This is a genomic window from Egicoccus sp. AB-alg2 (genome assembly GCF_041821065.1).
Lineage (GTDB): Bacteria > Actinomycetota > Nitriliruptoria > Nitriliruptorales > Nitriliruptoraceae > Egicoccus.
Genome location: NZ_JBGUAX010000001.1, coordinates 541,679 through 554,348, shown reverse-complemented (window position 1 = coordinate 554,348; position 12,670 = coordinate 541,679). Strand labels below are relative to the sequence as shown.

10 protein-coding genes are annotated in these 12,670 nt (G+C 72.6%); 5 read left to right on the top strand and 5 right to left on the bottom strand.

The window, feature by feature from the left end; genetic code table 11:
• Positions 1 to 38 precede the first annotated feature (38 nt).
• The 3 genes from ACERM0_RS02605 (at position 39) to ACERM0_RS02595 (ending at position 4,053) form a co-directional block, all read left to right on the top strand.
• Complete coding sequence (locus ACERM0_RS02605) at positions 39 to 1,517, top strand: hypothetical protein (RefSeq protein ID WP_373676937.1); 1,479 nt, start codon at positions 39 to 41, stop codon at positions 1,515 to 1,517.
• Between the two features lie 103 nt (positions 1,518 to 1,620).
• A complete protein-coding gene (locus ACERM0_RS02600) occupies positions 1,621 to 2,757 on the top strand; it encodes a lipid II:glycine glycyltransferase FemX (RefSeq protein WP_373676936.1) in 1,137 nt (378 codons plus the stop codon).
• Between the two features lie 141 nt (positions 2,758 to 2,898).
• The gene (locus ACERM0_RS02595; protein ID WP_373676935.1) at positions 2,899 to 4,053 is read left to right on the top strand and encodes a lipid II:glycine glycyltransferase FemX; all 1,155 of its coding nucleotides are present in this window, start codon (positions 2,899 to 2,901) and stop codon (positions 4,051 to 4,053) included.
• A gap of 22 nt (positions 4,054 to 4,075) precedes the next feature.
• Here the strand turns inward: ACERM0_RS02595 and ACERM0_RS02590 are convergent, their stop codons facing one another.
• Positions 4,076 to 5,041, bottom strand: a complete 966-nt coding sequence (locus tag ACERM0_RS02590) for a GNAT family N-acetyltransferase (RefSeq protein WP_373676934.1) — start codon at positions 5,039 to 5,041, stop codon at positions 4,076 to 4,078.
• 799 nt (positions 5,042 to 5,840) lie between these two features.
• On the opposite strand from ACERM0_RS02590, the gene ACERM0_RS02585 reads away from it, so the two are divergent.
• Together ACERM0_RS02585 and ACERM0_RS02580 are read left to right on the top strand one after the other, a co-directional pair.
• Positions 5,841 to 7,064, top strand: a complete 1,224-nt coding sequence (locus tag ACERM0_RS02585) for a hypothetical protein (RefSeq protein ID WP_373676933.1) — start codon at positions 5,841 to 5,843, stop codon at positions 7,062 to 7,064.
• Positions 7,061 to 8,017, top strand: a complete 957-nt coding sequence (locus tag ACERM0_RS02580) for a D-alanyl-D-alanine carboxypeptidase family protein (protein WP_373676932.1) — start codon at positions 7,061 to 7,063, stop codon at positions 8,015 to 8,017. Before ACERM0_RS02585 ends, ACERM0_RS02580 begins: the two co-directional genes overlap by 4 nt.
• A 12-nt stretch (positions 8,018 to 8,029) precedes the next feature.
• Here the strand turns inward: ACERM0_RS02580 and ACERM0_RS02575 are convergent, their stop codons facing one another.
• From ACERM0_RS02575 to ACERM0_RS02560, 4 genes are all read right to left on the bottom strand, one after another.
• Positions 8,030 to 8,200 (bottom strand): hypothetical protein, encoded by a 171-nt coding sequence (locus ACERM0_RS02575; RefSeq protein ID WP_373676931.1) that lies wholly within the window; start codon positions 8,198 to 8,200, stop codon positions 8,030 to 8,032.
• Positions 8,201 to 8,295: 95 nt separating this feature from the next.
• Positions 8,296 to 9,720: a D-alanyl-D-alanine carboxypeptidase family protein gene (locus ACERM0_RS02570; protein WP_373676930.1), complete on the bottom strand. Its 1,425-nt coding sequence runs from the start codon at positions 9,718 to 9,720 to the stop codon at positions 8,296 to 8,298.
• 196 nt (positions 9,721 to 9,916) lie between these two features.
• Positions 9,917 to 11,647, bottom strand: a complete 1,731-nt coding sequence (locus tag ACERM0_RS02565; protein ID WP_373676929.1) for an alpha-glucosidase — start codon at positions 11,645 to 11,647, stop codon at positions 9,917 to 9,919.
• A 77-nt stretch (positions 11,648 to 11,724) separates the two neighbouring features.
• Entirely contained in the window at positions 11,725 to 12,648 is a 924-nt protein-coding gene (locus ACERM0_RS02560; protein WP_373676928.1) for a pirin family protein, read from the bottom strand.
• Between the last annotated feature and the right edge of the window lie 22 nt (positions 12,649 to 12,670).

Below are 12,670 nucleotides of genomic sequence, written 5' to 3'. Positions count from 1 at the left end.
ACTAGCCTCCGACGCGGGGAAACACTGGAGGGGCAGGGGTGTACTGGGGCCGCAGGCTGTTGTTCGCCTGCCTGGCGACCCTCCTGGTCGCATGCTCGGCATCGACGCAGCCCGGAGCCCGGGCGGAGCTCGCTGGTGCGACCGACGCGTCCTCGGGTGCCGACGTCGCCGTCGAGGTGGACGCCGACATCGCCCGCGGTTCGGACGCCGGCGGGCCCGAGTACGCAGCCTTCGCTGACGCGTACGACGCCTATGGCTGGCTCGTCGGCAAGCTCCGGGCGGGCGAGGCCGACGCCGAGTTCGACGCCCGTTTCGAGGCCGCGGCGGCGCTGCTGTTCGTGGATCGGGACGAGCGGGAGGCGGTGCTCGCACAGGTCGCGGACAGGGACGCGGTCCTGGATCTCACCGCCGTGTACGAACCGTTGATGCGTGCACGGCCCAATGCGGACCTGCTGTACGCCTGGGTGGCGAAAGAGCTGCATCGGGACGACACGGGCGCTGGCTCCCGGCGTGGCTCCGGCTTCGCCTGGCGGGATTCCTACGCCCTGGAAGCCGCACTCCTCGGCTACGAAGCAACCGGGCAGGAGCGCTTCCTCGTGAGCGCGCGCGACCGCATGCTGGGGATGCTGGACCACCGCGACGACGTGCTCGGGCGGGTGGACGAGCATCGCGAGCGCGTGCTGAAGGCGTGGGGCACCGACCACCTGGATCCAGACGGTCGTCACTACAACGTCGTGACGCATGCCGGCCGCATCGCGGCGCCGATGGCCTGGTACGCGTGGCTCGTGGCGCAGGATCCCGAACTCGGGGACGAGCACGCCGACGCGGCGGCGCGGCTCGTGGCCGCGGCGCAGGAAGCGCTGCTGGAGTTCGACGACGAACTGGTCGTCGCCGACGACGGGAGCTACGCCTACTACTGGCGAAGCACGCACGACCGGATCGATCCGGTGAATCATCAGACGTCGGTGGGGGAGGCGCTGGTCTACCTGGCCGCGCTCTCCGACGACCCCTACTGGGAGCTGCGGGCGACACAGACCGCCGCGTTCGTCCGGCAGGTGATGTACTACGAGGACGACGGCACGGTCGCGTGGCAGTACGCCGCCAGGCCCGAGGATCCCCTGGGCTCGCGACCCGAGCCGATCTGGAAGTCCCAGATCACCATCCGGTTCCTGCGTCACGCCGAGCGTCTCGGCGTCGGGTTCGATGCGGAGGACCTGGCCGCCGTGGCCGAGTCGTTCCGTGTCAACGTGCTGCGCGACGGATCCGAGCGCAACGCCATGTTCGCCGCGGAGCTCGTGGCGCTCGATCGGCGCGAGGACCACCGCTACGGCGGGCCCAACAACCTCACCCCGCACCTCCTCCTCGGCGCCTACCACGACGACCTGCACGAGCAACTGTTCGACATCATCGTCAGCGAACCCGCCGTGGGCGGCTGGTTCGCGCACGGCAAGACCGCCGCCGCCTACGCCTACGTCCTCGACCGCGCCGGCCCCGCGGACGTCGTGGCGGCTGGCTGACGGGACGCCTGCCCCTTGGGTCGTCGAAGCCGGCCCGCTTGCCTGCCGTGGTCAGCGCGCGCGTCGATGGCCTTCGCGGCCGGATGACGACCAGGGGTGGCTGATGGGCACTGGCAGAGCGTCCGCCACGGGAACGTGGGAGGGAAACGGTCCGGACCTGCAGTGGTCGACACTCGAGCAGGATCCGGCGTGGGATCGCTTCCTCGAACAGGCGATCGGCGGCCATTACACCCAGACCGCGGCCTGGGCGCGGTACCGGTCGGCCTTCGGCTGGCGCAGCGCTCGCATCAGCGCCTCACATGGGCGCCGGGTCGTCGCGGGCGCCCAACTGCTGGTCCGCGACGTCGGGCCACTGGGGACGGTCGCCTACGTCGACGGCGGACCCGTCTTCACTGCGGACGGAGATGACGCCCTGCCGTCGGTGATGCACGGACTCGAGCGGCTCTGCCGGCAGCAGCGTGTCCGCTACCTCGTCGTCCGCCCTTCGGTGTCGGACCGGCGTCTGGAGGGACGCCTCGAGGACTGGGGCCTACGGCCGAGCGAGCGGCTCGCTGCCAGGGCGGCCCCCGCGACCGCACGCGTCCGCCTGGACCGGCCGCCCGAGGCCATCTTGGCGGGCATGCGTCGCAGCACGCGTGGCAACATCCGCCGCGGTCTGTCCCGTGGCCTGACCGCGCGACCGGCTTCGGGGGCCGAACTGCCGGCGCTGGTGCACCTCTACCGCCGGGCCGCCGAGCGGCGCGGTGAGGGCCGCCCGACGGGCACGAGGTACGAGCGGCTGTGGCAGGCGATGGCCGCCGACGGTCACGCGCACCTCTTCCTCGTCGAGCACGCGGGCGAGCCAGTCTCCGCGCAACTCGCGATCCGCTTCGGCGAAACGCTGTACTCGCACCTGATGGTCTGGTCGGGGGAACACGCCCGGCACAAGCCGAACGAACTGCTGGAGTGGACGGCGATGACCTGGGCCCGTGAACGGGGGTGTCGCTACTACGACTTCGAGGGCGTCGACGTCGCTCCCGGCACCGACGGCGCAGACCGCCAGCGCCCGAGCGGCGACGACAGCTGGGGTACCGACTACAAGCTCGGGTTCGGCGCCGAGGTGGTGGCGCTGGCTCCGTACCGCGAGCGCTTCTCCAACCCCGTGCTGCGTTGGGGCTACGACCAGGTCGTCCGTCGGACCGGCTGGGCCAGCAGCGACGTTCGGACGCTTCGCCGCGTCCTGCCGGGGCGCGTGCGCTGAGCGACTCGGGGCCCGCACCGGACGACGTCTGCCAGCGGGGCAGCTGTCCCGGGCGACTCGGCCGGGGCGTGCCAGACTTCGAGCGATCGTGCCGGGAGGGGGCCGCGCCACCCATCGTGGTCCCGGGGAGGAGACAGGCCGGTGCTGCGGACGGCGTCGAACGCGGGCGAGCTGGCGGTCGGGCAGGACCTCGAGGTGCAGATGACCCGTGGTGTCGACGACCCGGCATGGGACCACTTCGTCGAGCATGCCCCTGGGGGCCACTACACGCAGAGCGTCGCCTGGGCCCGATTCCGCGCGGCCTTCGGATGGGACACCGCACGCGTCGTCGTGCGTGAGGGCGGCCAGCTGGTGGCCGGCTCACAGGTCCTGCTGCGGCGGGTCACCGGCCTCGGCGCTGTCGGGTACGTCCAGCACGGTCCGGTCGTGGCGTCCCGCCGGTGGGACGTCGTCGACCTCGCCCTGCGCTCGCTGCTGACGCTGTGCAGGTCCGAACGCATCCAGTACGTCATGGTGCGGCCGCCGACCGGGGAGGACTTCCCGCACGAGCGACTGCGGCAGTTGGGTTTCCAACGCACGCACCGCCTGACCAAGCCCGCGCGCACGGCACGGGTCGACCTCGCGCCGGAACCGGACGAGCTCCTCGCCCGCATGCGGCGCAGCACGCGCGGCAACGTCCGCCGCGGGCTGGCACGGGGCCTGGTGGTCCGCCAGGGGACCGGTGAGGATCTCGCCATCGTGCTCCGCCTGGAGCGGCTGCTCGCCGAACGCAAGGGGTTCAAACCGGCCTCGTCCGCGCGCTACCGGACGCTGTGGCGGGCGCTGGAGGTCGACGACCGTGGCGTCATCTTCGTCGTGGAGGACGAGCACGGCACGCCGGTCGCCGGCCAGTTCTCGATCCGGCACGGGGACACGCTGTACTCGCACATCATGGCCTGGTCCGGTGAGCAGGCGAGCCGCAAGCCCAACGAGCTGCTGGACTGGACCGCCATGTCGTGGGCCCGGCAGGCCGGTTGCCGCTACTACGACTTCGAGGGGATCGCGGCGCCGCCGGCGAGCGACGACCGACCCGCCGACGGCCGCGCCGACGCGGCCGACCAGATGTGGGTGCCCGACTACAAACTGGGATTCGGCGCCGAGGTCGTGCCGGCGTCGCTCGACTACGACCTCGTGGTCGCTCCGGTCCTTCGCTGGGCGTACACGCGCGTCCTGCCGCGGGTCGAGCAGCGACCGTCGGTGCAGCGGCTCGACCGGCGCCTGCAGCGTGTGCTCGCCGGCCGCGCCGACCAGGCCTGACGCCGCTCGCGCCTGGTGCCCGTCAGGTCGTCGGGGATCCCGATCGAGCGTACCGTCGGGCCCGCAGCGTCCGGCGAACCTTGTCGATGTCCAGCACGTCGCGTGTGAACGCGACCGTCCCGTGTCGGCTGGGGGGATACACCCGGAGATGATGCAGCGTGCGTCCGGTACCCCAGTCGCGCTTCCACGCCTCCATGCGTCCCAGCAACTCGACCCGGGTCAGGCCCTGTTCGTGTGCCCAAGCGAGGACGTGGAGGAACAGCAGCAGCCCGGGCGACAGGGAGGCGAAACGCTCGTCGAAGCCGTCCTTGAGCGTCCACAGCCGGCCGTCGCGCACCATCACGAGGTTCATGGCGACCGGCTCGCCGTCGATCCGCATGGCCGCCAGGCGGGCCCCGGCCCGTACCTCGGGATCGGACACGAACCGTCGGATCGTTTCCCGCTGCGAGGCGTCATCGATCATCGCGGACCCGTTGCGGCCCTTCCAGCTGGCCGCCTCCACCCTGACCAGCTCCTCGAACCGGTCCGACGCGTCTTCCTCGACGGGGTCGACGTGGAACGTCACCCGGCCGAGTTGCTCCGCCTTGCGCAGCCGTCGCCGGACCCATCGCGACGACACCGGCGACGCCGCCGCAGCACCGTCACCGCTGCGACGACTGCTGACGAGCGAGTTGGTGGGATCCGCGTACGTCGCATCGATGACCGCGTCGGGGCCCATGGTCCATACGTGGACCCACCGCACCCAGGGACGGTGACGCAGTCGTGCCCGCAGCATGAGCTGTGTCGCGGACCCGGCCAACAGCGAGGTGAGCACGAGCGGCCGGCGTAGCCCGAGGACGGCGTCCACCAGCCAGCGAAGTGACGCCTCGTCGGCGTAGCGGAAGCCGCTCGCGTCGTACTCGCTGATCAGCCGCAGCGTGCCGTCGAGCGTCAGTCGACGTTGCAGCGGGGCGATGGCGACGACGTCGTCGTCGACACGGAGGACCACGACGCAGGCACGCCGGCCGGGGGGTGGTGTGTGCGCGAACGCGAGACACCAGTGGAAGCTGTTGGCCGGCCCGTCGAAGTCGGCTTCCAGCCGGTCCCAGTCGGCCCTGACCTCCTCGAGGTCGCCGGGTTGCTCGAGGACCTCGATCGAACGCGCCGGTCCGTCCGGAACAGGCTCGGGCGCAACGACGAGTGCGCGCCGAGCGGCCGCGGCGGTGCGTCGGCGGGACGGCGTTGTCCGTCGACCGGCCGACGTTGCTCGTCTGCGGGACGACGGTCTTCGATTGCCGTGTGTCGGTGGCTCGCACGGCGGCCCGGAACGCGACGTCGTCACCTGCCCCGCCTGTGCGCGCTCGGCCAGTTCGTCCGCTGGTGCCCCTGCCATCTCGCCCCTCTTGCGTGTCTCACGAACCCTCCCGTAAGGCCCGGAATCGGACCAGTGGCACGTGTCCCGGACCCGTTCGTCGGGGCGACGCGGGACAGCTGCCCCTCGCGGCCGGCACGACTGTCGTCATCATCACCATCCGACCTCCAGTGGGCGCCGCTCGGGCCGGACCGGTGCCGAGCGCCGGTCTGCGTCGAGGACCTGTCCGCCAGGTCGTTGCGCATCGTCGCGTCACGTGGTGGTGTCCTGCGGCACGACACGCCGCGTCCGGCCCGCCACGGACTCGGCGGTCGCGTCACCGAAACCGACGAACTGTCCACGGGGAAGGCGTCGCATGCGGGAGCGGCGGACGACGCGGAGACCGACGCGGGACCCGCTGTGCGGCCCTCGGCGCGGGTATCCCGCCACCCGGGCCTTGATCCTGGGCTGTGCCGCCGCGCTGGTGATCGGCACGACTGCGCCGCCGCTCGCGCCGCCGACGCTGTACGCCGGCGCGGAGGAGACGGGTGCCGCGGTCGCCGTCGAGACCGGTTCCATGCCGGCACCGGCACCGGCACCGGACCGGGCGGCGTCGGCACCGGCGTTCGTGGCCGCCACCGAGGCGCATCCCGCGTTCGTGATCGACGAGCCGGTGCCCGATGCCGGACCCACGGGCTTCGTGCCGGCACCGGTCGAGTCGGTGCCGGAGACCGCACGCGTGACACCGCCACCGCCAGACGATGCGTCGGGGTCGGGCACAGCCGGTCCGCGGACGACGGCACCCGGCGGCCATGGGGCCGCCGCGTCGCCGCCCGCCGCCCGTCCGCCCGTCTCCGAGCCGCCGCTTCGGCCGGCGACGGAGGTGCCTGCGCCGACGCCGACCCCGACGCCGCCGGAGCCGTCCCCGCCGCCGACACCGTCCGCACCCGATCCGACACCTGCGCCGCAGGAGCCGATCCCGGCGCCGGAGCCCACGGAGCCCGCCCGACCCGATCCGCCGCCTCCGACGGAGCCGCAGCCCGAGCCGGACGAGCCGAAGGAGCCGCGCCCGGAGCCGGCCGAGCCGCAGCAGCCGCAGGAGCCGGCCCCGGATTCGGACGAGCCGCAGGAGCCGGCCCCGGACCCCGACGAGCCGACGGAGCCGGAGGCACCGGCCCCGGATCCGGACGAACCGACGGAGCCGGAGGCACCGGCCCCGGATCCGGACGAGCCGCGCGAGCCCGAGGAGCCGTCCCCGGATCCGGACGAGCCGCAGGAGCCCGCGGAGCCGGCCCCGGACCCGGACGTCCCTGAACGACCAGCGGACCGCGAGGAGCTGCTCGAGCGGCTGCGCGCGGCGTGGGACCAGCGGCCGGGCGACGACGCCGAGCTCGACGCGGCCTATACGGCGGGACTGTGGTGGGCGCTGGTCAGCGTCTGCCTCGACGCCGGCGAGGACGCGCCGACCGACGAGCCCACCAGCTGCGTCACGGAGGCCAACGGTTTGCTGGCCGAGCTGGAGCTGCCCGCCGTCGACCCCGAGCTGTGGACGTCGCTCGCCGCGGATCCCCGCACCGCCGGGTTCCTCGCCGGTCGGCTCGCCCAGGGGATGGAACCCGGCGAGGCCCTGCCGCCGGACGAACTGCCGGACGAGGTCCGTGACGCCGAGGCATCGTCGTGATCGGGGCCCTCACGCGTCGGCGACAAGACGGGTCGAGGAGCGGTCGGTGCCTCGGCGCGCTCACCGCCCTGCTGGCTGCCTGCCTGCTGTCGACCGGCTCCCCGGCGCTCGCCCAGCCCGACACACCGTTGGAGAACGGTCGGCTTCCCGACGAGGTGCTCGCGCCGGCGGGTGGGGTGTTGCTCGCCCGTGAGGCGGCCGAGGCGTTCAACGCGATGGTGGCCGCCGCAGCCGAGGACGGCGTCACGATCGCGGTCACGGACGGCTACCGGACGTACGACGCCCAGGTCGACCTCAAGGCCCGCAAGGGCTGGCTCGCCGCGACGCCCGGCCGGAGTATGCACGGTTGGGGGCTGGCCGTGGACTTCGACCTGCGTGTCACGGACTTCGCGTGGTTGCAGGAGAACGCGGGCGATTTCGGCTGGGTACATCCGCCGTGGGCGCAGCCCGACGGCAGCAAGCCCGAGCCCTGGCACTGGGAATACGTCGGTCCCGACGGCGGCGCGCAGGACGTGCAGATCGCGCCCGCGACCACGGTTCGCGCGTCCGGGTCGCTGGTGGCGGTCGGCCGGCTGGAGTTCGCCGACGGTCCGCGTGGTGCCTGGTTCGCGATCCGGGAGGGGGTCGAGGATCTCGCCCGCGCGCCCGGCCGGTATCCCACGACCGGTGAACCGGGTGAGCCGGGCAACTTCGCCGTCGCCGGCTATCACCGCACGCAGGGGGCGCCGCTGCGCGGTATGGACCGCCTGGCGCCGGACGACCACGTCCGCGTCCGGCTGCCCGGTGGCGACGTGCACCGCTACCGCGTCATCGAGGTGGCGGAGCTCGGACCCGAGGACGTCTGGGCCGTCGAACCCGACCCCCGGGACGACGGAGCGGAGCACATGTTGACCCTGACCACTTCGCCCACACCGGACACGTTCCTCGTGGTCTGGGCGGAGCTGGAGGAGTAGCGGGCGCGGCGGTCAGTCACCCGACTCGGCGCCCTCCGGATGGTCGGGCGCCTCGTCGCCAAGCTCGTCCGGTGGCATCTGCTGGTCCCCGTGGACCTCGTCCGCCGGCGGCGAGCCCGGTTCCTCGCAGCCCAGCAGTGCGACGCCGGCCACGGCCGCGGTCAGCCAGGTCCTGGTTCGCACGTCGACCTCCACCCGTTGCTCGGCCTCGACGGTAGGGGCTGAGAGCAACGGGTGGAGGAACGAGGGTGTTCGGACGGGCAGCCGGGCGCTGCCGGTCAGCGACCCGTCGTCGACCAGTGCCAGGCCTCGGACGGCAGGTTGCGCAGCCCGTATCGGTGCGCGTTCGCCTTCAGCCAGTCGAAGGCACGGTTGCCGCGGCACGAGGAGCCCGGGTAGGGGTAACAGATCGTGCGGCCCTGGTAGGTGAAATCGATGGCCAGCCCCTTCTCGTGCTCGGACGAGCCCGGGATGGCGGTCGGGACCCGGCAGCTCGACGCCGGCGAGGAGTAGATGTCTGGGCAGCCGTTGGCGATGCGCAGCCGCTTCTGCGCCTCGGGCGACCGCCAGCCGTAGCCACCCAGCACGATCCCGTCCCGGCGCGCGTCGTCGAGCAGGCGCTGCAGGTTCGGGCCGAGCGAAGCGGCGACGGTGATGCCGCCGACGGTCACCAGGCCACCACCGCGGTTGACGATCTGGGTACGCGAACCACCCGACGAGGAGCCGGACGAACCCGAGGAACCCGACGACCCCGAGGACGACGACGAGGACGAGGACGACGAGGACGACGACGAATTGGCGGCCTGGCGCTGCTGCGCCTGCCGACGCTGTCGCGCCTCCTCCTCGGCGCGGCGACGCGCGGCCTCCTCGGCCCGGCGGCGTTCCTCGGCCTCGCGGCGGCGGCGCGCCTCCTCCTGACGGCGGCGGCGCTCCTCCTCCTGGATCTGCTCGCGCAGGTCGTCGATCCGCTCGGCGTTGTCCGCACGGGCCTGCTCGATCTGCGCGACGAGCTGGGCCTGGCGGTGCTGCTCGAGGTCGGCCTCGTCGACCAGCTCCTGCATCTCCGCGTGGATCTCGGCCGCCTCCTCGCGGGCCTCCTCGGCCTCGGCCAGCGCCGCTTCGCGGATCTGGCGCTCCTCCTCGGCACGTGCCGTCAGCGCGTCGACCTCGACCACCAGGGCCTCGGACTCCTCGACCAGGACCGCCCACTGGCCCATGCCACGGTTCATGTAGGCGACCGCGTCGGAGAGCTGACCCGGCGACTCGTCGAGCGTGACGGAGCCGACGAGCGAGACCACGGACGTGCGCGGCGCGCCGTACTTGTAGGTGTCGCGCGCCAGGCCGCTCAACTGATCGGCGTTGTCGTCCAGCTCCTGCTCCGCCTCGCCGAGTTCGCGCAGCGCCTGCTCGTGCTGGTGCTGGGCGACCTCGGCCGCCTCGATGGCGCGCTTCTCGCGGGCCTGCGCCGCCTGCAGACGCTCGCTGGCGTCACGGAGCTTGTCCTCGAGCTTGGCCAGGCGCGCGCGGGCGGCGTCGAGCTCCTTGTCCGCGCGTGCGGCCTTGCGCTTGAGTTCCGTACGTTCGCGCTTTTCGCCCTCGAGCTCCCGGCGCATCTGGTCGGGGTCGGCGGCGTGGGCGGGCGTCAGCAACGTCAGCAGGAGGCCGACCGCCAGCAGCACCGCGAGAGCCCGGAACGACGGCACGACACGAGGGCGCGCGAAAAAGGACATATGAACCTGGCCGAAAGAAGGGGGGAATTCGGCCGGGGAGGCTATGCCGGCGAACCGGACACGCCAGATCGTGTGCGGCCTACGGAAACCGGGAACTCGCCGCCGGCCTCGGACGTCCGGAAAGCCGCCGCGACCTGGGCAAACGTCGTACGAGGCGCTTCGTGTCCCTTCAGTGCACGCGGCGCAGGACGCGTCCCTCCCAGGGTGCGAGGCGCAGTCCCCGCCCCGTACCGATGACCAGGTCGGCGGCCGCCCAGGTGTCGGCGTCGGGCACGGCCGGCTCGACGGGCGTGTCACCGAAGTTGCCGAGGATCAGCAGCTCCACGTCGTCGAGTCGGCGGGTGAAGGCGTAGACCTGCGGGTCGTCGGGCAGCAGCAGGGTGAAGTCGCCGTGGACGACCACCGGGTCCTCACGGCGCAGGCGGACCAGCCGGCGGTAGTGGTGGAACACCGAATCCTCGTCGGCCACCGCGGCGGCCGCGTTGATCTCGCGGAAGTTGGGGTTCAAGGGGATCCATGGCTGTCTGCTGCCGAAGCCGGCCGTGGCCGAGTCGTCCCACGGCATGGGCGTGCGCGCGTTGTCGCGACTGCGGGCACGCAGTTGCGCGAGCACGGCGGCGGGGTCGGCGCCGTGGGCGACCTCCTCGGCGTAGTGGTTGCGTGATTCGATGTCACGGAAGTCGTGGATGTCCTCGAACGAGGTGTTGGTCATCCCGAGTTCCTCGCCCTGATAGACGTAGGGCGTGCCGCGGTGCAGGTGCAGCACCGTGGCCAGCATCTTCGCGGCGGCGACGCGGTGCCGGCCGTCGTCGCCGAAGCGGGACACCGCGCGCGGCTGGTCGTGGTTGTTCCAGTAGAGGCTGTTCCAGCCGCGGTCGGCGAGACCGACCTGCCAGCGCGCGAGCGACGCCTTCAGGTCCCGCAGGTCGAGCGGCTTGGCGTCCCACTTCGAGGTCACCTCGTCGAGTTGGACGTGCTCGAACTGGAACACCATGTCGACCTCGTGACGCTCCGGGTCGGTGAAGCGGCGGGCGTCATCGAGCGTCACGCCCGGCATCTCGCCGACCACCATCGTCGGGCGGTCGTGTGGCGCGAGGACCTCACGGTGCAGTTCCTGCAGGAACTCGTGGATCCGTGGGCCGGACATGAAGTACGGCGAACCGTCGCCGTAGCGGCCGTGCGGCGGCACGTGCCCGTCGGGCAGGGCCGGGTCCTTCGAGACGAAGTTGACGACGTCCATGCGGAAGCCGTCGACCCCGCGGTCGAGCCAGAAGCGCATCACGTCGTGCAGCGCCCGTCGGACCTCGGGGTTCTCCCAGTTCAGGTCCGGCTGCTTGCGGGAGAACAGGTGCAGGTAGTACTCGCCGGTGGCCGCGTCGAACTCCCAGGCCGGCCCGGAGAAGATGCTGCCCCAGTTGTTGGGCTCGGCTCCCGGGGTGCCGGGGGTCGTCCCCGGGCGCGCCGGACGCCACCAGTACCAGTCGCGTCGCGCGGCGTCGGTGCCGGAGCGCGACTCGACGAACCAGGGGTGCTCGTCGGAGGTGTGGTTGAACACCAGGTCCATCACGAGCTTCATGCCGCGCGCACGCAGACCCGCGGCCAGCTCGTCGAGGTCGGCGAGGGTGCCGAACATGGGGTCGATGTCGCAGAAGTCGGCCACGTCGTAGCCGTTGTCGTCCTGCGGTGAGGGGTAGACCGGCGACAGCCAGACGACGTCGACACCGAGGTGCTGGAGGTAGTCGAGGCGGCTGGTGACGCCCGGCAGGTCGCCGATGCCGTCGCCGTTGCTGTCCGCGAAGCTGCGCGGGTAGATCTGGTAGACGACGCTGGACTTCCACCACTGGTGGCCGCCGTGGTCCGGCGCGACGTGGGCGGACGCGGGCTGGCGCGGATCGGTCATGCGGGAGCCTCGAGGGACGGCGGGGGCGGGGCGCGACTTCACTGCACGCGCGGCGCGCTGTCCAGTCCGCGGCGGGGTCAGCCGGCCGGAAGCCACGGTGGCCGCGGGGCCTCGATGCGCGCCAGTTTCGACGGCACGGGCCCGAAGCGGTCGGTGTCGCGCGCCTGCCAGTCCCGCCAGGCCTGTTCGATCTCCTCACGGGTGCGGGCCACGAAGTTCCAGAACATCTCCAGGCGCACGCCCAGCGGCTCGCCACCGAGCAGCAGGAAGCGGGTGGCGTCGTGCTCGGCGTCGATGACGAGCTCTGCGGGCCCGGCCGGCAGCAATGCCAGCCATCCCGGTTCGACGACGTCACCGCCCACACGCACGCGACCGTCGAGCGGCACGAGCGTGTGCTCGAACCCGGCATCCAGCTCCAGGGCCGTCCGGCCGCGCGACACCGTCACGTCCGCGCCCACCAGCGGCGCGTCGGCCCGCGCCGGCGAGCTCGTACCGGTCAGCTGCCCCGCGAACACCAGCGCCTCACCGCCCGGCAGCTCCAGGCGTGGCAACTCCGCGTGGTGCTCGAACGCGGGCGCGCCGTGGCGGGTCGGCTCCGGCTGCGCCAGCCACATCTGCACGCCACGGAAGGGCGGCCGGGCGGCGAGCTCGGCGTGCGCGATGCCGTGTCCGGCGTGCATCAGGTTGAGCTGGCCGGGACGGATCACCTGCTCGGTGCCGAGCGAGTCCGCGTGCAGGGCCTCTCCCTCGATGAGCCAGGTGACGGTCGCCAGACCGATGTGCGGATGCGGTCCGACCTCCATCGGGTCGGGTTCCTCGGCGTCGGCGGGTCCTGCCAGGTCGACGAAGCACCACGGGCCGACGTCGCGGCGGCCCTTGGTCGGCAGCACGCGCGTCACCGGCAGGCCCCCGACCTGGGTCCGGCGCCCCTCGCGGAGCTGCAGTCCCGGCAGCGCGACGTCCTCGCACGCGCGATCCGGGTCCTGGACGGGTCCGCTCACGGCCTGGTCTCCGATTCGGCTC